Annotated in this window: 18 protein-coding genes; 13 read left to right on the top strand and 5 right to left on the bottom strand. The window is 42.8% G+C overall.

From position 1 onward, the window contains the following. Window positions 1-36 precede the first annotated feature (36 nt). The 4 genes from EAG18_RS03180 (at window position 37) to EAG18_RS03195 (ending at window position 4,878) form a co-directional block, all read left to right on the top strand. Entirely contained in the window at window positions 37-471 is a 435-nt protein-coding gene (locus EAG18_RS03180; protein ID WP_125250953.1) for a CopD family protein, read from the top strand. Between the two features lie 123 nt (window positions 472-594). Next, window positions 595-1,611 (top strand): aspartate carbamoyltransferase, encoded by a 1,017-nt coding sequence (locus EAG18_RS03185; RefSeq protein ID WP_125250954.1) that lies wholly within the window; start codon window positions 595-597, stop codon window positions 1,609-1,611. A gap of 12 nt (window positions 1,612-1,623) precedes the next feature. Beyond that, window positions 1,624-2,904 carry a glutamate-1-semialdehyde 2,1-aminomutase gene (gene hemL / locus EAG18_RS03190; RefSeq protein ID WP_125250955.1) on the top strand — a complete coding sequence of 427 codons (1,281 nt, stop codon included), beginning with the start codon at window positions 1,624-1,626 and terminating at the stop codon, window positions 2,902-2,904. A gap of 132 nt (window positions 2,905-3,036) precedes the next feature. Beyond that, window positions 3,037-4,878 (top strand): methyl-accepting chemotaxis protein, encoded by a 1,842-nt coding sequence (locus tag EAG18_RS03195; RefSeq protein ID WP_125250956.1) that lies wholly within the window; start codon window positions 3,037-3,039, stop codon window positions 4,876-4,878. Window positions 4,879-5,005: 127 nt separating this feature from the next. On the opposite strand, the gene mrcB is transcribed toward EAG18_RS03195, so the two are convergent. From mrcB to EAG18_RS03215, 4 genes are all read right to left on the bottom strand, one after another. After that, window positions 5,006-7,327 (bottom strand): penicillin-binding protein 1B, encoded by a 2,322-nt coding sequence (gene mrcB / locus EAG18_RS03200; RefSeq protein WP_125250957.1) that lies wholly within the window; start codon window positions 7,325-7,327, stop codon window positions 5,006-5,008. A 233-nt stretch (window positions 7,328-7,560) separates the two neighbouring features. After that, window positions 7,561-8,790: an ammonium transporter gene (locus tag EAG18_RS03205; protein WP_125250958.1), complete on the bottom strand. Its 1,230-nt coding sequence runs from the start codon at window positions 8,788-8,790 to the stop codon at window positions 7,561-7,563. A gap of 13 nt (window positions 8,791-8,803) precedes the next feature. Then, the gene (locus tag EAG18_RS03210; RefSeq protein ID WP_125250959.1) at window positions 8,804-9,142 is read right to left on the bottom strand and encodes a P-II family nitrogen regulator; all 339 of its coding nucleotides are present in this window, start codon (window positions 9,140-9,142) and stop codon (window positions 8,804-8,806) included. A gap of 188 nt (window positions 9,143-9,330) precedes the next feature. Next, the gene (locus EAG18_RS03215) at window positions 9,331-10,560 is read right to left on the bottom strand and encodes a diguanylate cyclase (RefSeq protein ID WP_125250960.1); all 1,230 of its coding nucleotides are present in this window, start codon (window positions 10,558-10,560) and stop codon (window positions 9,331-9,333) included. Between the two features lie 274 nt (window positions 10,561-10,834). Between EAG18_RS03215 and EAG18_RS03220 the strand changes: the two genes are divergently transcribed. The 5 genes from EAG18_RS03220 (at window position 10,835) to serA (ending at window position 15,697) form a co-directional block, all read left to right on the top strand. Then, window positions 10,835-12,346, top strand: a complete 1,512-nt coding sequence (locus EAG18_RS03220; RefSeq protein WP_125250961.1) for a carboxypeptidase — start codon at window positions 10,835-10,837, stop codon at window positions 12,344-12,346. A gap of 193 nt (window positions 12,347-12,539) precedes the next feature. Then, on the top strand, window positions 12,540-13,073 hold the full coding sequence (locus EAG18_RS03225; RefSeq protein ID WP_125250962.1) for a hypothetical protein: 534 nt from the start codon (window positions 12,540-12,542) through the stop codon (window positions 13,071-13,073). Then, window positions 13,070-13,696 carry a 5-formyltetrahydrofolate cyclo-ligase gene (locus EAG18_RS03230; RefSeq protein WP_125250963.1) on the top strand — a complete coding sequence of 209 codons (627 nt, stop codon included), beginning with the start codon at window positions 13,070-13,072 and terminating at the stop codon, window positions 13,694-13,696. The genes EAG18_RS03225 and EAG18_RS03230 overlap by 4 nt, the downstream gene beginning before the upstream one ends. 106 nt (window positions 13,697-13,802) lie before the next feature. Continuing rightward, window positions 13,803-14,456 carry a ribose-5-phosphate isomerase RpiA gene (rpiA, locus tag EAG18_RS03235; RefSeq protein WP_125250964.1) on the top strand — a complete coding sequence of 218 codons (654 nt, stop codon included), beginning with the start codon at window positions 13,803-13,805 and terminating at the stop codon, window positions 14,454-14,456. An 11-nt stretch (window positions 14,457-14,467) separates the two neighbouring features. Continuing rightward, window positions 14,468-15,697: a phosphoglycerate dehydrogenase gene (gene serA, locus EAG18_RS03240; protein WP_125250965.1), complete on the top strand. Its 1,230-nt coding sequence runs from the start codon at window positions 14,468-14,470 to the stop codon at window positions 15,695-15,697. 80 nt (window positions 15,698-15,777) lie between these two features. Here serA and mdh read toward each other — a convergent pair whose 3' ends face one another. After that, window positions 15,778-16,710: a malate dehydrogenase gene (mdh, locus tag EAG18_RS03245; protein WP_125250966.1), complete on the bottom strand. Its 933-nt coding sequence runs from the start codon at window positions 16,708-16,710 to the stop codon at window positions 15,778-15,780. A 241-nt stretch (window positions 16,711-16,951) separates the two neighbouring features. Here mdh and argR point away from each other — a divergent pair, with 241 nt between their 5' ends. The 4 genes from argR (at window position 16,952) to EAG18_RS03265 (ending at window position 26,290) form a co-directional block, all read left to right on the top strand. After that, window positions 16,952-17,419 carry a transcriptional regulator ArgR gene (argR, locus tag EAG18_RS03250; RefSeq protein WP_125250967.1) on the top strand — a complete coding sequence of 156 codons (468 nt, stop codon included), beginning with the start codon at window positions 16,952-16,954 and terminating at the stop codon, window positions 17,417-17,419. 345 nt (window positions 17,420-17,764) lie between these two features. Next, window positions 17,765-18,376, top strand: a complete 612-nt coding sequence (locus tag EAG18_RS03255; RefSeq protein ID WP_125250968.1) for an OB-fold-containig protein — start codon at window positions 17,765-17,767, stop codon at window positions 18,374-18,376. A 262-nt stretch (window positions 18,377-18,638) separates the two neighbouring features. Beyond that, complete coding sequence (locus EAG18_RS03260) at window positions 18,639-20,729, top strand: SPFH domain-containing protein (protein ID WP_125250969.1); 2,091 nt, start codon at window positions 18,639-18,641, stop codon at window positions 20,727-20,729. Window positions 20,730-20,794: 65 nt separating this feature from the next. Next, window positions 20,795-26,290, top strand: coding sequence for a DNA repair ATPase (locus EAG18_RS03265; RefSeq protein WP_125250970.1), 5,496 nt, complete (start codon window positions 20,795-20,797; stop codon window positions 26,288-26,290). Window positions 26,291-26,361 lie beyond the last annotated feature (71 nt).

A 26,361-nucleotide genomic window follows, 5' to 3' on the forward strand; every position in this document is an offset into this window, starting at 1 on the left:
GGGCTGTTTACCTTAATTTACTACTTGGGACTGACAATGAGCTTATTGTTAACATATAAAGCCTTACATATCTTTTTTATGATCGCTTGGTTTGCAGGCATTTTTTATCTACCACGCTTGTTTGTTTACCATGCCTTAACTGAAGAGAAATCTTGTAGTTCTATGCTCAAGATAATGGAAAGACGGTTGCTCTACTTTGTCACTCCGTTTGCAATCCTTACTGCTGTGTTTGGCGTGTTGACCATTATTGAGTACGGCAGGGAGTGGTTTAAACACAGTATGTGGCTGCACTACAAACTCGCCATAGTCACTGTACTTTACATTTATCATGGCTATTGCTTTAAGTTACTCAACGACTTCAAACAAGACCGCAACCAAAGAAGCGATAAGTTTTATCGTTACTTTAACGAATTTCCTGTACTGCTGCTATTAGCTATCGTCTTTCTTGCCGTCTTAAAACCTGCACTGTAGCCGTGCATTATGAGGGGTACTTGGGTATAATATACGCCCAAGTAACCGCCCACATTCTGCGTGTTATCTGGTTGGGTGAGCGCCCTGCAACCCGGTAGTCAATTTGTCTTTAGGAATCGCCACATGTTCAGTTTCCAAGGTGAAAACATTCTTTCTGTCAATCAACTAGACAGAGATTCTATTGAACACATCTTCTCCATTGCTAAAAAAATGGAACCCTATGCTAAAAAGCAAAAACGCACTCAAGTACTTGATGGCGCGATTTTGGCAAATTTATTCTTTGAACCAAGTACCAGAACACGTGTGAGTTTTGGTACTGCGTTCAACTTGCTAGGTGGTTTGGTTCGCGAAACCACAGGTATGCAAAGCTCAGCATTAGCCAAAGGTGAATCTTTATATGATACTGCCCGCGTGATCTCGGCTTATGCTGATGCTGTCGCGATGCGCCACCCTGATGCCGGCTCAGTCGCTGAATTTGCAACAGGATCGGATGTACCCGTTATCAACGGTGGCGATGGTCCAAATGAACACCCAACACAAGCGCTTTTAGATTTGCTTACCATTGATCGCGAGCTTGGCCGATTTGGTGCAGGAATTGATGGTATGCACATCGCCTTAGTCGGTGACTTAAAATATGGCCGCACCGTGCACTCGTTATCAAAGCTGCTCAGCCATTACAAAGATATCCGTTTTACTATGGTTGCCCCTGACGGCTTACAAATGCCACAATCAATTTTAGATGTGGTTGATAATGCTGGGCATAAGGTTGAACTGGTATCAAAAATGGAAGGCAATCTAGCTGCTGATATTGTTTATCAAACTCGCATTCAAGAAGAACGCTTCCCTTCTCAAGAAGAAGCAAATAAATACCGTGGCGGCTTTAGAATAAGTCAGGCAATTTATGACGCACACTGTAAACCTAGCTCAGTTTTAATGCACCCACTGCCACGAGATAGCCGCAGTGATGCAAATGAACTTGATAATGACCTAAATAATAATGACAACCTAGCTATCTTCCGCCAAGTACAAAATGGTGTATTGATCCGTATGGCACTTTTTGCCTTAACGCTAGGTGTTGAAAACCAAGTGGAAAAATACGAGGTGGATGTACCTTGGTTTAGCCGCAAACGTGAAAGCTAAAAAGGATCGACAATGACAATCAGTCAAGATTTATTCGAACGTGCCCTCGACTCAATTCCAGGTGGCGTAAACTCTCCAGTTCGCGCATTTAATGGCGTTGGTGGCACACCACTATTTATTACCAAAGCACAAGGCGTTCATACCTTTGATGCCGATGGTAAACAATACATTGATTATGTAGGCTCTTGGGGTCCGATGATCTTGGGTCATAATCACCCCGAAATTAAGCAAGCAGTACTTGATGCCGTTGAAAATGGCTTATCTTACGGTGCTCCGACTGAAACTGAAATTTTAATGGCGGAAAAAGTAAAAGCGTTGGTTCCCTCCATTGAAAAAGTGCGTATGGTAAGCTCTGGTACTGAGGCAACAATGAGTGCTATCCGCCTTGCTCGTGGCTACACTGGCCGTGACAAGATTTTGAAGTTTGAAGGTTGTTATCATGGTCATGCCGACTCTCTACTGGTAAAAGCTGGCTCTGGCGCATTGACTATGGGTGTACCTAACTCACCGGGTATTCCGGCTGATTTTGCCAAACACACGTTAACGGTTTCATTCAATAACCTAGACGAAGTAAAAGCTATATTTGATCAGTACAAAGACCAAATCGCTTGTGTGATCATTGAGCCTGTCGCAGGTAACATGAACTGTATTCCTCCTGTTGAAGGCTTTTTAGAGGGGCTACGCGAAATCTGTACTGACAATCAAAGTGTCCTTATTTTTGATGAAGTTATGACCGGTTTTCGGGTTGCACTAGGGGGAGCTCAGCAGTACTACAACATCCAGCCTGATCTTACCTGTTTAGGCAAAGTGATCGGCGGCGGTATGCCTGTCGGTGCGTTTGGTGGTAAAAAAGAAATCATGGACTACATCGCTCCTGTGGGACCGGTTTATCAAGCAGGGACGTTATCTGGCAACCCAATCGCTATGGCGGCCGGCTTAAAAGCACTAGAGCTACTTTCAGAGCAAGGCTTACACGAAGAGCTTGAAGCGAAAAGTAAAGCATTGTGTGAAGGCTTCCAAGCCGCTGCTGATGAGGCTGGTATTGCACTCACCACAAACTATGCTGGTGGCATGTTTGGTTTCTTCTTTACTGAAGCTGAGAAAGTGACAAGTTACCAACAAGCAACAGAATGCGATTTGGCACGTTTCAAAAAATTCTTCCACCTAATGCTTGATGAAGGCGTGTACTTGGCTCCATCAGCATTTGAGGCTGGTTTTGTGAGTACGATGCACTCTGATGAAGAAATTGCAAAAACTATTGGTGCAGCAAAGCGTGCATTTGCCAAACTGTAAATAAAATTAATCATTTAAAAAGCCCGCTCAGGGCTTTTTTTGTTTTTTCAGCTACCCTTTGAATAAACTTTTGAAAAAATTCGGTCTACTTGTACCGTATCTTTGAAATAGACTATTCATACAGAGGAAGTGATGGCTGGATTCAATACCATAGTTAACCCTGCAACTCGCTTGATGGCAAGTTTGCAATATAAAACCAAAATGGCAGTTGTTTTTGGCCTGTTGTTAATACCTTTGAGCCTCAGCTTGTTTTTTCTCAATGGTGTGCTCAATCACTCGATTTCAGTCAGTGATATGCAGCGACAAGGGCTCACATTCTACCCTCAAATGTTAGAAAACATTCTAGATGGTGATAGTGCGAATAACACCAGCCTACTCAAGCAAGCCAAATTACCTTCGTTCAGTGCGCCAAATGCCAGTGCACTTGAGCAGCTTTCAATTGCCTCTCAGCTCGCGATTGACGATGATCTTGGCCGTAATTATCTCAATCGCACATTGGTAGAGTCTACTCCTCAGTTAATCGCACAAATTAATCAAATTGAAGTGCAAGCACGACGCGTGATCAGCAGAGGAAGCTTTACCCCTGACAGTTTTATCGCTCTATCTAACTTACATAAAGGCTTGCCTGCGGTAATGAAGCAGTTTTCAGGAACGCTAAACATCGCGATGAATCATAATAAACAACTAAAAAAGCAATTAAATCAATCTCTGGTAGATCTCAATGCTAGCTTGTCAAACTATCAAAGTGCGGTTAAAACAGGGCTACTTGATCCAGACGAGTTAGCGCTATCACAATCGCAATTCAATCGACATTATCAGCAAGCCAGTCAAACTATTAAGCAGTTTGTTAACATAGCCACTCCCACGTTGGCAGCATTAGTTGCTGAAAAGCAGAGCCAACAACAATGGATCAGAAACACCGTAGCGATTGCATCTATCCTTGCGCTATTGCTGGCTATTTATCTTATGATTGGTTTTTACTTATCCGTCATCAGAACCATTACCACTTTCTCAAAAGCGGCACAAAGTGCAGCAAGTGGAGATTTGAGTGTTAAAGCTAAGACGATAGGCTCTGATGAATTAAGCCAAATTATTGATCAATTTAACGCGGTTTTAGACGCTTTTATATCGCTACTTGGTAACGTCAAGCTCACGAGCAACGAACTACAACAAGCAACGAAAACACTCAATCAAATAAGCCAAGACACCGAAAAAGATGTGGCGCAGCAAGAGAGTAAGATCCAATCGATTCACCACTCACTTGAAAATATGGCACAGTCCGCACGCTCAGTGGAAGATGCTGCATTTAATGCAACTGAATTGGCATCAGTTGCCGCTCAGCACGTCAAGCAAAGTAGTATCAATACCACAACGCTTGCGGGACAAATGACAGAGTTACAGACAGAGTTTCAACAAAGCCGGGCATCATTAGATAAGCTTGCCGAAGATACGCAAAATATCAGTCAAGTAAGTTCTGCGATTAGAGAAATTGCGGAGCAGACTAATTTACTGGCGCTAAATGCTGCAATAGAAGCCGCACGAGCTGGTGAACAAGGTCGCGGGTTTGCGGTAGTTGCAGATGAAGTCCGTACCCTAGCGCAAAGAACTCAGCAGCAGACGGAAGAAATACACAATATAATCCAGTCCTTGCAAGCGGCCTCTAAAGATACCCAAAATAAAATGCGCAGCAGTGAAGAGAATATGGCACAGAGCGTCACCGCTGCCAATGAAACAAATAATGTGTTACAGCATGCAGAGCAAAGTATGCGTGATATTGACGAGCAAGGAAAACTCATTAGTCAACTTGTTCAGCAGCAAACACAGGCGACCGAGCATGCACTCAGTGGCTCTCAAGATATCAACAATTTAGCGCAGCACACATTAGGTTCAGCTAGAGCAACACAAGCTGACGCTAAAAAACTCGGTACCCTATCGCAAACCCTAAATAGGGAAATTGACAAATTTAGAACGTAATAGCATTTTGCCGTAATCATTACTCAATATGTGGGAGTAAAGCAGAAGCGAATGGCTTGTACCAAACCAATCGCTTTGTTGACTTATAGATTATCTATAGGCTAAGTATATTAAGCAAAGGTTAAGATTAGCACCTAGGTCTTGGTTCAAACATACTCGAACGAATAGGCAACTGCACAACAGGGCCACAACTAGGAGGTGATTGTTTACCTGTTTTAGGGTTAATGAATGCCCAACGGATTGAATCAGGGCGTTCATCCACAATAGCTTGAGGGTTAAGTGGTTTGAGGTAACGAATGTAAAGTTCGAGTGCACCTTGACTTCCTGTCAGCCCCGTTGGTTTATTATCATCTCTTCCTATCCAAGTCACTGTCACTGTATTTTGGTCAAACCCTGCAAACCAACTATCGCGTAAATCATTACTCGTCCCTGTTTTACCTGCTAGCTGGATAGAAGGGAAATGTAAGTTTAAACGCTTAGCTGTTCCCTTCTTCGTCACCCTTTTTAGTCCGTACTTCGTCATATACACAGCTTCTGGGTCTAATATTTGCTGTTTTTTCACTCTATGGTCGTAAAGCAATTTACCGATTGAATCCGTGATTGCCATAACACTTGTTAATTCACTATGTTTGCCATCAGCCGCAATCGTTGTATAGGCTTGTGCCACATCTAAGCTAGATAATTCCAATGCCCCTAACAGTAACGATGGATAAAGCGTGATAGACTTATCGACCCCAAGCTCATTTAATGTTTGTGCTACACGGTTTACTCCGACATCCAAGCCTAAGTTCACAGCAGGAATATTAATACTATTACTAAAAGCATCAAACATAGGGACTTTGCCTCTAAATTTGTGGTCAAAGTTTTCTGGCGACCACACTTTACCTGAGCCATCAGTCACTTCCAGCGGGTTATCATCCAATAGCATACCTAAGTGATAATTTGGATTAGCTAATGCACTCAAATAAATAGCAGGTTTTACTAATGAGCCTATGTTTCGCTCTGTATCCAGCACCCGATTAAATCCTGAAAACTTTAATTGCCTACCGGCAACTAGTGCTGACACGCCAGCCTTTTCAACGTTAACAGATAACATTGCGGTCTCTAGATCTTCAGTTTTAAAGCGGCGTTCTAAATATGGTAAGCCCTTTTTAACCGCTTCCTCCATTGCCGTTTGTTTTTGTAAATCTAGATACGTGAATATTCTCAGTCCGGAGTCAATCAGGCTATCATCATGAACTAGCTGTTTCAGCTCGCGGTTAACCAACTCTAGATATCCAGGATACGACTGTAAACGACTGGCTTTTAAAGGCTCAACATCAATCGGTCGCGCCAATGCTACGCGATATTCAGGCGTTGTAATTAAGCCGTTTTCTACCATTAATCGTAACACTAAGTCGCGTCTTTCCATCACCCGTTCAGGGTAACGTCTGGGGTTATAAAAAGAAGGACCTTTGACCATTGCAATGAGCATTGCAATCTGGTCGAACTCTAATTCATCTACAGGCTTTGCAAAATAAAACTCTGCCGCTAACCCCATGCCATGCACGCCTTGGTTATACGCTTGACCCAAAAACACTTCATTTAAATAGGCTTCCAGAATTTCATCTTTACTGTAGCGAAAGTCCAAAATTAATGCGATAAATGCCTCATTCACTTTACGAATCAGTGTACGCTCACGAGTAAGATAAAAGTTTTTTGCCAACTGCTGAGTTAACGTACTTCCACCTTGCACCGTGCGGCCTGCTTTTATATTGGTATAGAGCGCACGCAAAATCGACAGCACAGAAACGCCGTGATGGTCATAAAAGTTTCTATCTTCCACCACTAACAATGTTTCTTTGAGAATATTGGGAAACTTATCAAAAGGTACAAACTCTCTATCTTGGCGAGTTTCGTTACCAATACGTGCTATTTGCACAGGCTCAAGGCGAGCAGCGGATAAACGTCGCCCCTGATTATCAACAATACTTGCAAGCTTTTTACTAGCAAAATTTAGGGTAAAAATACGCGCATTTTCAGGCCCATCATAAAATTCAAATGCTCGGCGGTGAATGGTGATAGTGCGACCTTGTACCGTATATTGACCGGTACGGCTAATACGATTCACACGGGAGTAGTTAAGCCGTTTTAACTCCCATAATACCTCTTTTTCATTCAAGTATTGATCAGGAAAAAACTGCATTGCTCTGGCATACACTTGAACCGGCAGTTCCCATTTATTTCCTTCAAATTGCCTGCTTATTTTTGCATCTAGATAGATAACATACATTGCCACGACAAATATCATCGCTACAGTGCCTTTCCAAACAAAAGACCATGTCGCGCTTAATATTTTACGCTTAACTTTTTGCATCTTAGTGCTAGCAGGTTGGGTCTTTTTTTTACGTGAAGTGCTCGCTTTGACGTTTGATTTTTTGGTAGGTGTTGTTTTCTTTTTGTCCGTCATGACCCAAATAAAACTGAAAAGTGAATTGCAAGATAGTAGAGTAACCTAAATTAACAACTGCTGAAAGCACAATCATGGTGAATAAGAAAAGTGAGCCCACTGGACTCACTTTATTTAGACAACGAGAACTCTAAGAGCGGCTTATCTGTTCACTGACTTTGTCTTATATCAAGCAAACCATTGTAAACATAAAATAAACCACTCCTCACATATTGACCTAGAGCCAATAAGTATTACTGTCCGCGAACTGTCACGAACTCTGGGTAGGCATCTACGCCGCAGTCATGTTGATCCATTCCGCTCAGCTCTTCTTCTTCGCCAACTCGGATCCCCATACTTGCCTTAAGTACACTCCACACAATGTAGGATGTGATAAACACAAAGCCAAGAATCGTCACAAGCCCAACCGCTTGACCTTGAAATGTGGCGTCTGAGTTTGAAAATGGCACCATCATCACTCCTAATGCACCACAAACACCGTGCACTGAAATTGCCCCAACTGGGTCATCAATTTTAGCCTTATCTAGCGCAATAATACTAAATACCACAAGTGCTCCACCAAGCGCACCAAGGATAAGAGCCAGTATCGGTGTAGGTGAAGCAGGCTCTGCGGTAATCGTTACTAAGCCAGCTAATGCACCGTTTAGCACCATTGTTAAATCTGCTTTACCCCACATCATTTTACATACTAATAAAGCCGCCACCGCACCCGCAGCGGCTGCGGCATTGGTATTGAGCATAATTTGACTTACTGCGATGGCATTTTCCTTATCTGCCAAAAATAATTGTGAGCCGCCATTAAAGCCAAACCACCCCATCCACAAAATAAACGTACCAAGTGTGGCTAGTGGCATATTTGAGCCAGGAATAGGATAAATCTCGCCATTTTTACCATACTTGCCTTTGCGTGCACCGAGTAATAATACTCCGGCTAAGGCAGCAGCGGCACCAGCGCCATGCACAATCGCAGAGCCTGCAAAATCCACAAACCCAAGCTCAGATAAAAATCCTCCGCCCCAAGTCCAATACCCTTCAAGAGGATAAATAAAACCGGTAAGCACAACACAAAACGCTAAAAATGCCCACAATTTCATTCGCTCAGCTACCGCACCAGAAACAATAGACATCGCAGTAGCCACAAAGACAACTTGAAAGAAAAAGTCAGACTGCAACGCATGATCCGCATCAGCAGCGGCGCTTCCGATTAGCGCGCCAATACTTGGTAGGACACCACCCTCAGCGTTATCAACATACATAATGTTATAACCAATAAGCAGATACATAGTACAAGCTATCGCGTAAAGCGCGACGTTTTTGGTAAGTATCTCAGTGGTGTTTTTGGAACGAACAAGTCCAGCTTCTAGCATGGCAAAACCTGCTGCCATCCACATCACCAGCACACCCGAAATCAAAAAATAAAAAGTATTTAATGAGAATTTGAGTTCTATGATTGTATTTTCCATCGTTAGGATCCCCTTAAATCGCTTCTTCATCAAGTTCGCCGGTACGGATCCGAACGATTTGGTCTAAGTCATATACAAAGATTTTTCCATCACCAATTTTGCCAGTGAAAGCTGCCTTTGTTACTGTCTCTACTACACGTTCTGCATTTTCAGCTAAGGTCGCAATTTCTATTTTTATTTTCGGTATAAAATCGACCTGATACTCAGCACCACGATATAACTCGGTGTGACCACGTTGACGTCCAAAGCCTTTGACATCAACAACCGTCATCCCTTCAATCCCCAAGTCGGCCAACGCTTCGCGCACTTCGTCGAGTTTAAATGGTTTTATTATTGCACTTATCATTTTCATACTAAGTCCCCTTAGGACAGTTGATCCTGTTACATGCTGTAATCCAACCTTTATGCCAAATTTTTTATTCCTTAATTAACAATGAATTAATACTGAACCGCACTTTTTACGCATAAAAAATGCACCATCTAGGTGCATTGTTATTAAGTCTGAACTGGGTTGGTGCAAAACCCTATACTAAAGCAATATTAATGCGCAATAACACAATTTCGCTGCTTATCTTTAGCTTGATATAGCGCTTTATCGGCTTTACGCATCACCTCACTCAGCGTATTTGATTGACACGCCGCCATACCAATACTGATAGTGCATCGATATTTCCCCTGCACAATCGTAAACGCTTGTTTAGCTAAACGCTCTCGGAAATCTTCTAACATTTGCTTTGCTCGATTAAGATCTGAGCTTGGGATCAATAGCGCAAACTCTTCACCGCCAATGCGAGCGACTATGTAATGCCCAAAAGCACTGCGTAATAAGTCAGCGACCTGTTTAAGTACTTCATCGCCACTTTCATGGCCATATTGGTCATTAATCGACTTAAAGTGATCGAGGTCGAGTAAAGCAAGAATATGCTGGTTGGGTTTATTTTTTATTAGGCGCTCAGCGTGTTGGCAAAAGTATCGGCGATTGTACAACCCGGTCAGATAGTCTCTGTGCGCATACTCTTTGATTTCCGCAATCAAATTAAGCTGCTCCATTGTTTGCATAATTCGACAATGGAACTCCTCACTCATAAATGGTTTCGCCAAAAAGTCATTTGCACCGTATTTGATAAACTTTGCCGACAGCCCATGACTGCCTGCCCCAGATAAACCAATAATGGCAAGTTCATCTCGACCGCGACTATTTCGCACCGACTTTACCAACTCAAAGCCGTCCATTGTTGGCATCGCAAAGTCAGTAAGCAGTAACTTAATATCGTGATCTCCGAGCAGCATTTCCAATGCTTCCGCACCATCTTGTGCTTCTAGTACAGTAAAAAGCTGCTTTTCTAACATCTGCTTCATAACTACACGACTAATCACTGAATCATCGGCGATTAGTGCTTTGCACCCTTGGTTTCTTAACAGGCGAGATGCAAGCTTGACTGCGTATAGATAAGAATCGCGGTTGTCTTTGATGACATAATCCACTACCCCCATCTCAAGCATTTGCTGGCGGCTATATTCATCAATTTTCGATGTTAACACCACCGTTGGGATCTGATGACTGAGCGTGAGCTGCACAACTTCTGCGTCCATCGCATCGGGCAGCGTTAAATCTACCAGCGCCAATGTATATTCATGCTGGCTCAAAAAGGCCTTACTTTCCTTGAGTGACCAAGCAAAATCAATTGCGACATCAAGATATTGAGCGGCAAGGTGTCGTAATACCTGCTGTACGACCTTACTGTCTTCAACAATTAGAATTCTTTGCATGGATTGAGATCTCTTAAGTACAACGAGAAGCGCAGTGAAACAAGAATTTAACGAGGCTAAATACTTTATTACTACATAATTAAGTATTAAATATACGCGAATCTAGGACTAAAAAAAACCAGCAGCAGACAAATTTGTTACATAATAATAAATGAGTTGAGAACAGTTATCTTCAAACTAGCTGTTTTTTTACTCTGTTTGTCTCAATGACTTTGAATTTCACCTAAAATACTTTTTTAATGCCGCAATACCTTACCGTTTTATTGAGGAAGCCATGAACAAAATACTGTCATTTGTGTTTTTAAGTTGTGCTTTGTTTTCATTGCCTAGCATAGCTGAACAACACAACCGCACCATTGAGATAGATCATAAAATCACAACAGAACACCGCGTTGAAATTAAAGGCAAGCGTATAAACTATACGGCAACAACGGGGACGCAGCCGGTGTGGAATGAAAAAGGTGAAGCAATCGCCACGCTACATTACACCTACTACCAGCGTAAAAATATAAAAGAAGTAAGCGAACGCCCACTATTAATTTCCTTCAACGGTGGTCCGGGCTCTGCGTCTGTATGGATGCACATCGCTTATACTGGACCAAGAGTATTAAAAATAGATGACGAAGGTTATCCGCAACAACCGTACGGTTTAAAAGACAATCCGTATTCTGTTTTAGATGTCGCAGACATTGTATATGTCAATCCAGTCAATACTGGCTATTCCCGGGTTCTTAAAAATGCTGAAGGTAAATACCCAAGTAAACCAGAACAAACAAAAATGTTTTTTGGAATCAACGCCGATATAAAATATTTAGCGGAGTGGCTAAATACCTTCATTCATCGTAATGAGCGCATGTTGTCACCTAAGTATTTAATTGGTGAAAGCTATGGTACCACGCGTGTTGCAGGACTCGCACACGCTATGCAAAACAAGCAGTGGTTATATTTAAACGGCGTTATTCTGGTATCTCCAACCGATATTGGGATCAAGCGTCAAGGTCCAGTAAAAGTTGCTAACCGTTTACCCTATTACGCAGCTGCTGCGTGGTATCATAAGGCCCTGCCAACCGAGCTTCAAAGTAAAGACCTACCTGAGGTGCTAGCAGAAGTAGAAGCATATACTATCGACAAATACCTCCCAGCACTCGCCAAAGGAGCATTTATCAGCGAACAGGAAAAACAAAGTGTTATCAAAACTGTTGCTAAATATAGCGGCTTAAATGAGCGTTTCGTTGCTCAAAATAATCTCGACATTCCTACTGCTGCATTTTGGAAAGAGCTATTACGCGACCGCGGTCGCACTATAGGTAGACTAGACTCTCGCTATCTCGGTATTGATAAAAGAGATGCAGGATCCCGCCCTGACTATTGGCCTGAGCTTACATCTTGGCTGCACTCATTTACACCGGCAATTAATCACTATTTTGCGACTGAACTCAATTATAAAACAGATGTAAAGTACAATATGTTTGGTGCGGTTCATCCTTGGGATAATAGCGATAATAATGTCGGTGAGCAGCTCAGATTAGCCATGGCACAAAACCCTTACCTCCATGTACTTACTCAGTCTGGCTACTACGATGGTGCGACTAATTACTTTGATGCTAAATATAATATGTGGCAACTAGATCCTAGCGGGAAGATGCGAGACAGGTTAACCTTCAAAGGTTACCGCTCTGGACATATGATGTACCTACGTCACGAAGACTTAGAAGCATCCAATGAAGATCTCCGCCGCTTCATTCATAACACCATACCAAAAGTGGGACAGTCAGCACTTTACTAATCTTCATTAAGTAGTGGCTGCAAATGTGGCCACTATTTTAGGCTCTGCCTTGTATAAATACCTATCAAACTGCTACAAAAACAAACTTGAAAGATCAACAGGCCCTAATAATAAAAATTTCCTTTTATCTTTCTACAGTTACCTATAATCTAGATATACTTAATACTATCTATTTACAACTTAGGCACGCACCATGAACGAGCAGTTTAAAGTCGTCTTCGTTGGCATGGCCGACGGTAAAGATCAGCAAAGTGCTGCGGCGACCCTCGCTGAAAGGTTAAAAACCTCGCCATCGAAAATTCAGCAGTTTTATGCTGGAAAAGCTTTATTTGCCCCCAGTGATAAGACCAAAGCACTCAAACAGATCAAACTATTAGCCAGTGTCGGGATCACTGCCAAGCTGCACGCTCATTCCTCTGCTGCCGTATCAAATCCAGATCAGGAGAGAGTTTTTGAAGCGCTTGACTACATTACAAGTAGCCTAATCAGAATTGAAGAGCGCTTAGAAGACATAGAGCAGCGTCTCGCTCCTACTCAACAACATGAAGCCACAGATAAAGAAGAAGATGACTGGGAGTCTACTGATCTGTTCGACGAGCTCGAGTACGAGCCTGCACCACCAGCGAAATCAAAAACTTGGCTTTATTATCTACTCGCGGTGCTGATTATTTTATTTATTTTGCTTGGTATCAGCTTATTTTTCCCTGAATTGCTTGCAATAGAATGAGTAAATCTAATAACAACATTAATAATTCTCAACTTACTAGGGGTGAGTTGAGAAAAACCATTAGAAAACGTAGAAACTCGCTATCTTCAATAGAGCAATCTGTTGCAGCCACACAATTAAATATTAATTTTTTTCAACATGTAAACTTACCAAAAAACGCCAGTATAGGTGTCTATTTACAAAATGATGGTGAACTAGATACATCCCTTTTAATTCAATCACTTTGGTCTAAAAAACATCAAGTTTACCTACCTATAATACACCCATTTAACCACACTAACTTACTCTTTCAGAAGTATGAAAAAAACTCACCCATGAAGACAAATCGCTATGCTATCTTGGAGCCTAAGCTAGATTGCTCAGCTGTGGCGCCTCTTGCATCGTTAGATTTACTATTGATGCCGTTAGTCGCTTTTGATGAGCATGGAAACCGCTTAGGTATGGGTGGTGGATATTATGATAGAACATTGGCGTTACATTATGCTGAGCAGCGAGATAAGCCAACCTTGATGGGGCTGGCTCATGACTGTCAGCGCGTTTTAAGCTTACCGACCGAAGCTTGGGATATACCACTGCCAACTATTCTTACACCAACCCGCTTATATACCTGGCCGGAACAATAATAGAGTGCAACAAGTTAAGCGCGATTAGCGCTGCTTTTGACCATGACGCTACCACTTTGATTGAGTTATACTCTGTGCAACTTCAATAACAACTAAGTGTAGCGTTATGACTCAAGATGAAATGAAAAAAGCCGCAGCGTGGGCAGCCTTAAACTACGTAGAAGAAAATACGATTGTTGGGGTTGGAACAGGTTCCACCGTTAATCACTTTATTGATGCGTTAGGAAGCATCAAAGACAATATCAAGGGGGCGGTTTCCAGTTCTGAAGCATCAACGGAAAAACTAAAAGCACTTGGCATTGAAGTCTTTGAGCTAAACGATGTGTCAGAACTTGCAGTATATGTCGATGGCGCAGATGAGATTAACAGTCAAAACGAGATGATAAAAGGCGGTGGTGCGGCACTCACACGTGAAAAAATTGTCGCTGCCGTCGCTAAAAAGTTTGTTTGTATTGTTGATAACACCAAACATGTCGACACTTTGGGCGCTTTTCCGTTGCCAGTTGAAGTGATCCCGATGGCACGCAGTTATGTAGCGAGAGAATTACTTAAGCTTGGCGGCGACCCTGTGTACCGCCAAGGTGTCACTACAGATAACGGCAACGTTATTTTAGATGTACACGGCCTAGAAATTAGCGCAGCAAAAGCGCTTGAAGAAAAAATTAACCAGATTGTTGGCGTTGTCACCAATGGCTTATTTGCCTCACGTGGCGCTGACGTTGTTATAACAGGCACCGAAGAAGGGCCTAAAATCAACTAGTGAGATTACAGATGAGCAAGGTTTCGTTATCAAAGGATAAAATTCGAATTTTGTTGTTAGAAGGTGTGCACCAAAGTGCGGTAGAAACACTAAAGCGTAACGGCTACAGCAATATAGACTATGTCAAAACATCCTTACCGGAGCCTGAGCTTATCGAGCGGATCAAAGACGCCCACTTTGTCGGGATCCGCTCTCGTACACACTTAACAGAAACCGTGTTAGCGCAAGCTGAAAAGCTAGTCGCGATTGGGTGCTTTTGTATCGGTACCAACCAAGTTGACTTAAATGCTGCAAAACAGCGCGGTATCGCTGTATTCAATGCGCCATTTTCTAATACTCGCTCGGTTGCAGAGCTGGTTTTGGGTGAAATCTTGTTATTACTTCGCCGTATTCCTGAGCGCAATGCCAAAGCACACCGTGGTGAATGGGATAAGTCGGCCGATGGCTCCTTCGAAGCTCGCGGAAAAACACTGGGTATTATTGGTTATGGCCATATCGGTACTCAGCTTGGCATTATGGCTGAAAATATCGGCATGAATGTCGAGTTCTACGATATTGAGGATAAACTTACCCTAGGAAATGCAACCCAGCTCCCAACTCTGACGCAATTATTACAACGTGCTGATGTGGTTAGTTTACATGTACCAGAAACGCCACAAACGAAAAACCTCATCGGTATGGCTGAAATCGAAGTCATGAAACAAGGTGCAATTCTGATCAACGCTTCTCGTGGTACTGTTGTTGATATTGACGCCTTAGCAGAGGCATTAGCGGGTAAAAAGCTATCCGGCGCGGCAATAGATGTCTTTCCAGTAGAGCCTAAGTCGAACAACGAAGAGTTTGTCTCACCACTGCGTGAATTTGACAATGTACTACTGACCCCACATGTTGGTGGCTCAACCCAAGAAGCACAAGAAAATATCGGTGTAGAAGTAGCTGGCAAGCTCACAAAATACTCTGATAATGGCTCAACAGTCACCGCCGTGAACTTCCCTGAAGTATCATTACCTGAGCTATCGAACAGAAGCCGTTTACTGCATGTGCATGTCAACCGCCCTGGTGTGCTGACTCAAATTAACCAAGCATTTGCTCAGCATGGTATCAACATCGCCGCGCAGTATCTGCAAACAGACGAGTCGATCGGTTATGTTGTCATAGATGTCGATAGCGATCATTCAGAAGTTGCGTTGAAAGAGCTGAGCGCAGTAGAAGGTACGCTAAGAGCTCGTATTCTTCACTAAACCCAACAGTGTGAGGGTAAACCTCAGGCATAAAAAAACCAGTCACTGTAAAAGCGACTGGTTTTTTGTATCAGTCTGGCTTACGCCATGAAATCAACACCTTCTTTGATGTCTTTTTCAAGTGTCGCTAGCATGTCGTCTTTTGCTTTTTGCTCAAACGCACTTAGCTCACCGTAAGGAAGTAACTTCTCTACACCGTTTTTGCCAAGGATAACTGGCTGAGCAAAGAATGTAGCATCGCCTGTGTTACCTTCAACATAGGCGTATTCTAACACTTCTTCACCTTGCAGGCCTTTCACTAGCGAGAAACAGAAACGTGCTGCTGCTGCACCCATAGACAATGTCGCTGAGCCGCCACCAGCTTTTGCTTCAACCACTTCAGTACCTGCGTTTTGAATGCGAGTAGTAAGTGAAGCAACTTCTTCGTCAGTAAACTCAACACCTTCAACTTGAGAAAGAAGAGGCAGAATTGTAGTACCTGAGTGACCACCAATTACTGGGATCTTAACTTCAGAAACATCTAGACCTTTTAGCTCTGCGATAAAAGTTTCAGCGCGGATAACGTCAAGCGTTGTTACACCGAATACACGAGCTGGATCATAAGTTCCTGCTTTTTTGAATACTTCAGCAACGATTGGTACCGTGCCATTTACTGGGTTTGTAATGATACCGACAAGTGCTTTAGGGCAGTTTTTAACAATACCTTCAGCAAGCGTTTTGATGATACCAGCATTTACATTGAATAGATCAGCACGGTCCATACCCGGCTTACGCGGCATACCAGCAGGGATAAGCACTACGTCAGCACCAGCTAGTGCTGGGTCTAGGTCATCTTTACCATAACCTGCAACAGTTACCGCAGTTGGGATGTGAGATAAGTCAACTGCAACACCAGGTACAACAGGTGCAACGTCATAAAGCGCTAACTCAGAGCCAGCTGGTAGACCATTTTTAAGCAATAAAGATAGAGCTTGACCGATACCGCCAGCGGCACCTAATACAGCAACTTTCATGTGAATTCTCCATAATTTGAAGGTGGAATTGAGTGTGCAGTAAAGATAATGAAAAGCGCAGGTAAACACAAATATATCACGGCTATTTTCAAGATTTTTTGACTAATGTCTTAAGTAAAAGTGTAAAGATCGCGACACTTTGTGCGCCAATGCTTTACGACAGCTATTTTGGTCGCGCAAATTTGGGGATCCTTACGGTTTTGTGTAGAATTTAAAAATTAGCCGTAAAAGAAGACAAACTATGCAGCCGCAAGAAAAACAAGAAGCACTTATCAAAGCATTTAAAGCGATTCTAAAAGAAGAAAACTTTGGCTCTCAAGGTGAAATTGTTGATGCGCTCAAACAACAAGGGTTTGACAATGTTAGTCAAAGTAAAGTCTCCCGTATGCTTAGCAAGTTTGGCGCTGTAAGAACCCGTAATGCAAAGCAGGAAATGGTTTATTGTTTACCAGCTGAGATGAGCGTGCCCACGGCAAAAAGCCCACTACGCCAACTAGTCGTAGACATTATGCACAATGAAATGATGATCATTATTCGCACCAGCCCAGGAGCTGCCCAGCTAATCGCGCGATTATTGGACTCTCTTGGCACCGCAGATGGTGTACTAGGTACCATAGCCGGTGACGATACTATTTTTATTGCACCAGCTAAAATATCAGAAATAGACGTGACCCTAGATAAAGTAAAGACACTATTTGATAACGTATAATACTCCGCCGCGCTGGTATCACAACTGGCGCGATTTCCCCGCCTCAGCTTATTGCACACAGCTAAACAAATGGGTTAAAACAACAGCAAATATTTAGTTGACATAATATGTCTCATTGTGGCAACTTTAGATACACAGGGTGACTATTTCTCACCTTACAAGAGGGACAGCTTGTTTTATACCAATTATCTATTGAGTATTATCAGCAACACAGCATATCGATTATCCCTCGTTCAGCTATAATGCAATGCGCTGTCAAGTCGTGAAAGCAAAAACCCATGAACACGCAGCCTTTTCTAATTATTTGCTGAGCACAAAGTAAATACGAGGAGTTAAGGAGCGCAAATGGAATTTTTAAATACAGCATTTACTTTTCCTACGATCATTTTTTCAACCTTACTATTGATCGTCATCTTATTTTGGATAATAGCTCTGCTGGGCTTGGTAGATCTCGATATTTTAGAGAGTGATGTTGATATTGAAGCGAACACTGCTTCAAGTAGCTCGTATTGGCAACTCGCATTTGGTGGAGTGCCACTGAGTATCTCACTGAGCATTATTATATCGCTTGGCTGGATTATCAGTTTATATACTCAGCAGCTTTTTGCTTATTTGCTCGGTAATGGTATTTCCTATTATTTGATAGGTACAGTATTCATGCTCGCCAGCCTTATCGTAGCTTTACCACTTACCGCGCTGTTGGTAAGGCCTTTACGACGCTTTTTTGAAAGCCAAGAAACCACTTCAAAACATGCGCTGGTTGGACTTGAGTGTACCATCGCCACGTCACGCGTAAGTAGCACCTTTGGTCAAGCCAGAGTATATATTCAGGGTACTGAACAACTGATTGAGATCCGTTCAGACGAAGACAATACCTTCACCATAGGAGACAGTGCGTTACTTATTGACCATGACATCACGACCCATAGCTACACGGTTGTAGCTAAACCTTGGTAATTGCACCCTTACTCTGCTCAATTAGTGACAGAGTAGAACACACAATTAACTCGTATCTGAAGTAAAAATAAAGTGCTTGTTAAATCGGACTCAACAGCCTTCTTATCTAGCCAACAGCTTTACACAGAGCGTACTTAGTCACCTATCTATTTGCAGCAGGAACATAACTATCAATGCAATGGGTGAAACATACAAAACAACGGAATTAAAACACGAGCCACTACTTCTGGTTCAAACTATATAGCGCAAAGCAGGAACAAGCATGGAATTTCTAAATAACCTCGGACCGGTACTCGCAATCGCGGGAATAGCCATTGTAATCATATTCGCCATTTTGCTTTTAATAGGTAAATTCTACCGTAAGGTTGAGCAAGGTCAGGCATTAATCATCAACAAAATGAAAAATGAGCCTGATGTTACTACCACAGGCGGTGTTGTATTACCCGTGATCCACAAAATGGAAGTGATGGATATTTCAACTAATCRCATGGTATTAGAGCGCCGTGATAACAGCGGCCTCATCTGTAAAGACAATATCCGTGCCGATATTGCCATTACCTTTTATATCCGCGTCAACGAAAATAAAGAAGACATTCTACGTGTTGCAAAGCAAGTTGGTTGCGCTCGCGCATCAGCACCAGAAACCTTGCAAGCACTGTTTGAGGCCAAATTCTCAGAAGCCTTGAAAACAGTAGGTAAACGTATGAACTTTGAGGAGTTGTTTACTCACCGTAATGAATTCCGTGATGCAATTAAAGAGGTGATTGGCCAGGATTTATCGGGCTATACATTAGAAGATGTCGCGATTGATTACCTTGAGCAAACTTCTATTGATAAACTAGATCCAAATAACATCCTCGACGCTGAAGGTATTCGTCGTATTACCGAAARAACCTCTAGGCAAAACGTTGAAACCAATCAGCTTAAATGTGATGAGAAAGCGCAGATCGACAATCAAAACCAAGCTGCATTCGAAAAAGCCGCAGAAGTTGAGCGTCAAAGAGAAGATGCAAGCGCAAAACAACGTCGTGAAATTGAATCGGTGCGTGCAAGAGAAGCTGCTGAAGCGGAGCGCGTGAAACATGAAGAACGCTTAAAAGCCGAAGAGGCTCGTTTAAAAGCCGATGAAGCAATCGCGATTGCTGAGCATAACAAACAACGTGAAATCGACGTAGCAGAGCAAAACCGTCTTCGCTTGCTTGCCATTGAAGAAGAGAAAGTGGCACGCTCACGAGAAATTGAAATCATCGAACGCGAGCGCGAAACCGAAATTTTACGTATTCAAAAAGCCAAAGCTCTTGAGGTTGAGCAAAAAGAAATTGCTGACGTTCAGCGTGAACGCGTTGCTGTCGAGAAGACCGTCGCAGAAGAGCAAGAGCGTATCAAAGATGTACAGTGTATTGCTGATGCTGAGCGTCAAAAGCAAGCCAAAATTATTCTTGCGCAAGCAGAGGCCGAAGAAGCGCTAGTGAAAGATATTGAAGCGGCAAAGGCCAAAGAGCAAGCCGCTGAATTTAAAGCCCGTGAAATGGAAAAAATGGCTTCAGCAGAGCTACGTATTGCAAATCAGACAGCTGAGTCGAAGAAGATATTGGCAGAAGCTTCGCAAGTTGAAGCAGCAGCATCTGGGCTTGCTGAAGCCGATATTATCAAAGCGAAAGCAACCGCTAATGCACTGCAAGGTGAAACAGAAGCACAAGTACTAAGACAAAGACTTGAAGCTGAAGCACAAGGCAAGCGTGACATTGGTATGGCAGAAGCCGAAGTGCAGACAGCCATGGCTGACGCCATTGAAAAACAAGGTGAGGCGGAAGCCATCAACCTTGAACGCAGAATGTCAGCTGAGGCAAAAGGTCTTACAGAAAAGCTTGAAGCGCTTAACAAGATGGATAACGATGCTCGTGAATACGAAGCCTTCACACTGCAACTAAATCAGCAAAAAGAACTTACACTGGCGAATATCGAGGCAAATAAACAAGTTTCAGCAAGCCAAGCTGATGTGTTAGGCAAAGCACTAAGCGGTGCTGATATTAACTTTATGGGTGGCGACGGTCAGTTCTTTAACCAGTTCATGAATGCGATTACCGTAGGTAAGTCTATCGATGGCTTAGTTGGGGAAAGCAAGACTGTGCAAACTGTATTCAAAGATCACTTAAATGGTGAGCGCAACCTAATGGATGACCTAAAAGGGGTGCTAGCAGGTGCCAATGCGTCTTCTGAAACACTAAAGAACATCAACATGAGTAAGTTTTTCCAACAACTGAGCAGCAGCTCAGATGTGGATAAACAGCAGTTACTCAAGTTACTTGGTGGTTCATTAAATGCCAGTAAACAAAACGAACCTGTAGAGTAATCAAGCAAAGGGGCCAAAATCTTGGCTCCTTCCCCATTTGCGCAGTGCACATAGGAAAGCAAAGAATGACGGAAGCAACGCAACAAGCGCCAGAGCGAACGCTCGAGCAAGATTCTTATCAACTCATAAAGCGCCGACTTGGCAACTTTGGTAACGATCTAAAAAGCCAAATAGACCAACTTAACCAACAACGTGTTGATACCTTTGGTAGTACAGAACTTAAAGTACAAGGTCGAGCAAGAGTTCGTACTGAGCATAACTGCGTGCCACGAGACATCGTGCTCATAGGCGATAAACTTATCTTCGCCTACAATGTGTTTATGGGGCTCAAACAAAACACCCAAGTGAGTGACGTATTCACAGTACAAAAACTACACCTGCAAGATGACCATTACGAGATAGAGCCTTACCCCCAAGAAACTAAGTTTCTTACCGATCCGCGTTTTTTACGTGACTTTGATGAACTATACACCTATTACAAAGACACTCGACTACAACACCTCTTTGTCAAATCAAACAAGCTCTTTGCGCTATTTCAGATTGGTGAAAAACTCTCTGATGTACGTGTATTTCGCTGGCAGATCGCCAAAGACGAGACCTTAGATTACATTGATAACCGCGGAGAGCGTGACTTAGGCGAGGTAGAAAACTTTGACTTTGAGTGGCAAAAAACCGACCGCTCCGACCATGTCGAAGGCCGCCATCCACATATTAATGTAAACGATAAAGTCTTTATAGAAGTCTCTCGCGGCAAACTCACCGTTAAAATTGAAAATAACACCCAAAGTGGTGAAGGTATTTACCAAGAAGATGTAGATGACGCCAGCCAATCGCTTACAGATTGCGATTTACGCTTTGCCGAAGTTGGCGAAATGGTACTGCTCAAGTTGCTCCCCTATCGTGAAAAACAGTGGCGTTACTTTATTTATAACTGTCGTACCCAGCAGATACTGCGCCAAGATGCACTAGGTGGTGCCTGTGTGCAGCTACCAGAGAATCAAGGTATTATTTTTCCTGGGGGATATTACCTGCAATCTGGGCAAACTCGCTATTTTGACGACCAACTAGATGAGTTAATTTTTCATCGTCAGCTCAAATCCCCCAATGGTGAAGACGTACTCTATATTTTTTACGAACCAAACGATGGGCGCTATGCACTCTTCTCTTATAATATTATTGAGAAAAATCTGCAAAACCCTATTTATTGTCATGGCTATGGTATTTATGACGACGGTTTGGCACTGACCTTTAAAGCGGAGCCTGAGCCTGAACGCGTTCACCCTATTCAGATCTGGCAAAGCCCTTTTTATAGCAGTGAGTTTGCCGCCAAAGCGCCTCGAGCCACAGGGTTATTTGGCCGGATTGGGAACCCTGATTTAGTACGGGCGGTCTCCGATTTATACAGCGTTTTTAAAGCAATCAACGACCAAAGCCCAACGGTATTTCATTATGAAGATTTGATAGCCCTTACCCGCAGTATTTTAGACCGCTACCACTGGCTTGCAGAGCCCGATTTTAAAGACGTAACAGCAAAGCTGCATGATATTTTTGAAACTTCAGAACAAGTACTTGATGAATTTGAAAAAGTAAGTCAAATAGAAGCAGATGCCAAACGCGCAGAAGCTGAAATACAACAGTCCTTGCAAGACGTATTACGGGAAGTACGCCCAGACAGCTTTAAAAAAGCAGAACAGTTTGTACAAAGTTTAGAGTCACTTAAGCGTTTAAAAGGAAAAGTAATTAGCCTTGAAGAGGTGAAATACATCAACCTTGAAGCGCTCTTTGCAATGCAGCAGCAAATTGATGAACACACCCTAAGTCTAAGCCACAAAACTGCCGAGTTTTTGCAACAAGACAGTGCATTAGCGCCCTACTACGCCCAACTTGAGGGTTTAGAAGAAGCCAGAGCACACACTGAAAGTGTCACAGAACTAAATGGCTTTCTATCGAACTTAGAAACTTTGAGCGCTGAGCTTGATTTGCTCAACCACACCATGCTGGATCTCGACATTGAAGATAGCCGTGTTCGCACTAAAATTTTGGAAGATGTCAGCACTATTTATGGCCAAGTAAATCGCACCAAAGCAGCATTAGAAATTCAGAAAAAAAGTGTCGGCAGCGTTGAGGCTAAAGCGGAATTTGCAGCTCGCTTTAAGCTCTTTAGTCAAAGTATTACCAGTGGTCTTAGCGCAGCTAAAACCCCAGAGCAGTGTGATGAACAGTTATCTCGCTTGCTTATTCAGCTAGAAGAATTAGAGTCCCAGTTTAGTCAATATGATGAATTTTTAACGGAGATTTTGGCTAAACGTGATGACGTTTATGAAAGCTTTGAGGCACATAAACAGCAGCTCATTGACGACAGACAGCGCCGCGCACTGAGCTTAGCAAACGCTGCCGAACGTATTTTACAAGGGGTAACAAGGCGCACACAAAGCTTTAAAACTTTAGATGACATTAATAGCTATTTTGCGTCTGATCCTATGATTGGCAAGCTTCGCGATTTAACCCAAGAGCTAAAAGATCTCAGTGATGAAGTGAAAGCAGATGATATTCAGGCCAAACTAAAAGCCTGTAAAGATCAAGCGATCCGAGCTTTGCGAGACAAGCAAGATATCTATACCGATGGTGGCAACACGGTAAAAGTAGGAAAGCACGCATTCAGTGTTAACAAACAAATGCTTGATTTGACTTTGCTACCACGTGACGAACAGCTCATGTTACACCTCACAGGTACTGAGTATTTTGATGTTATTCCAGATTCAAAAAGCAACCAATTACTTAATGATGCAAGTGCCTACTGGCAACAAAATCTGATATCAGAGAATCGCCATTTCTATCGTGGGGAGTACTTAGCAGCACAGGTTTTGGCTGCTGCTGAACAAGAAGAGAATGATTTTACTCAAGCTACACTTGAGCTTGCTGCTGATAATGGAAGTTTGCTTGCCATCGTACAAAAGTTTGCCGAGCCAAGATACCAAGAAGGCTATGAAAAAGGCATTCACGATCATGATGCCAGTCTGATTTTAGAGAACTTACTACAACAAAAGCAACAGCTGGGGTTACTCATCTATCCAGCCAGTTGTCGGGTTGCAGCACAGTTATTTTATACACAACTAAGCCAAACTGAGCTCACTAAATTGACGTTTCAAGCGACACAAGCTGAGTTAATGGCAGCGAAGTTAGATGATCATGGTTTTAGCCAGCAGTTGAGCAACACACTAAGTAAACATATCACTGTATTTTGCCAACAGAACTTATCGGGCTATGTAGAAGAGTTAAGCCGCTTTTCAGGCGAATTAAGTGCAGCTTACCTCATTAAAGCCCTTGCTAAGCAACACAAACCGAGACAATTTGATCTGGCAGCGACGGCTAAACAGGTAAGCGAGCAGTTTATCTCAATGGCAAAAGCCAAAGGGGTGTGGCAACAACTTGAGGACTCACTGGCGCATTTAACTAAACTTGCAGACAAATGCCGTCTACTAAGCAGCTGGCTGCGCGCCTATGGCAATAAGCAAAATGCAAGCACAGAGATATTACTCGAAGCAGCAAACAGCATTTTGCTCTCTAAGCATTTTAGCCTCACCTACCAAGTCAAAGAAGCCGAAATAAAAACCGAGATCTCAGGTTTAATGGGTCAACACCCACGGATCGAGAACCAAGTGCTACACCTAGATTACGCCGACTTTTTTGCCCGAAGCAATGAGTATCTTAGTATTCATGTTCCCGCTTACAAACAGTACCAACAACTAAAAGCACAAGTGCTTGAGGCACAAAAGCAGCGCTTGCAGCTAGATGAGTTTAAACCCAGGCCTCTGAGCTCTTTTGTGCGAAATCAGCTAATTGACAAAGTCTACTTCCCTATTATTGGCGATAACTTAGCAAAACAAATCGGAGCGGCAGGTAATAATAAACGCACCGATTTAATGGGCATGCTACTCCTTATTTCACCACCGGGCTATGGTAAAACCACACTAATAGAATATGTAGCGAATCGCCTAGGACTCACTTTCGTTAAGGTAAACTGTCCATCAATTGGTCATGACCAAGTATCCTTAGATCCCGCGCAAGCCATCAACGCCACTGCTGCAAAAGAAATTGAAAAGATCAATCAAAGCTTTGAGATGGGCAATAACGTGATGCTATACCTTGACGATATTCAGCATACCAACCCAGAGTTTTTACAAAAGTTCATTTCTTTATGTGACGGCTCAAGACGCATAGACGGTGTGTGGAACGGTCGCAGTAAAACCTATGATCTCAGAGGCAAGAAGTTTGCCGTGGTAATGGCTGGAAACCCTTATACCGAATCTGGTGAGTCATTTAAAGTCCCTGATATGCTAGCCAACCGTGCCGATATTTATAATCTTGGTGATACCCTAAGTGGCTGTGAACAAGAGTTTGCGATGAGCTTTATTGAAAATACGCTCACTTCCAACGCCGTGCTCGCACCTCTTGCTAATCGTGGCATGGAAGACTTATATAAACTGGTTCGCATTGCTCAAGGTGAAGATCTTTCTATTAATGAATTGGAGTTTAATTACTCTCAAGCACAAGTAAATGAAATTGTCAGCGTACTGAAAAAGCTACTCACCATTCGCGACACTATTTTAAAAGTAAATGCACAGTATATTGCCTCTGCTGCGCAAGATGATAACTACCGCACAGAGCCGCCGTTTAAGTTACAAGGCAGCTACCGTAATATGAATAAAATGGCTGAAAAGGTGGTTGCTGCGATGAATGACAGTGAGCTTGAAAACCTAATTCAAGATCACTACCGCGGTGAGGCACAAACACTGAGCAAAGGCAGTGAAGAAAATCTACTAAAACTGGYCCAATTGCGCGGCACATTAACGGATGAAGCAGCAGCTCGCTGGTGTGAAATTAAAGCAGAATACGCGCGCCTAAACCGTAGTGGTGATGAAGGAAGCCCTGCACAATTGGCCGTTGAACAACTAAGCTTTGTTAATAAATCCCTTGCCCAAATCGCCGCTAAACTCGATAAAGAACAGCTTAGCTTTGATTACAGTGCGCTGCTGCAGCAATTGGCTCAAGTGCTTGACGAACAAGAGTTCTCCACCCAATTAACTGAGCTACGAGAGACCTTATCACAGCAGCCTTATGCCGCCCCGCTAACACAATTGATAGCTTCACAGCAACAAGTTATTCAGGAAATGACGGGGTTACAAAATACTATCCAACAAACCGCAAATGGCCAGCAGCTACTCGCTAATCTGGATAAACTCAATGACTTGCTTAACACTCAAGCACAAATACAACACGCATTGGGTCAACAGAGTCAGCAGCAAAATACGTTATTTTCACACTTGTCAGATCGCTTAGAGGCGGTGGCACAACCGCAGATCCAAGTCGATAATCACCTTGATGACAGTAGTGCAAAAGCGCTCGAAGCCGTCACGACATTGTTAGCAAATACCCTAACAAACTCAAATACAGAGCCAGTTCAGCAACAGCTCAAAGACATTTTACATAAACTTGAGGAAATAAAATCAAGACCCGTCGTCAGTAATGACTCAGGTGCGAAAAATCCATACATGCTATGATACCAATTTGACTTAATACTTGCTCAATTTGAAGGCGTAAATCTGACGCTAACCGCGTTAAAAATTTTTTA

The organism is Pseudoalteromonas sp. J010 (genome assembly GCF_003934235.1).
Taxonomy (GTDB): Bacteria; Pseudomonadota; Gammaproteobacteria; order Enterobacterales; family Alteromonadaceae; genus Pseudoalteromonas; species Pseudoalteromonas peptidolytica.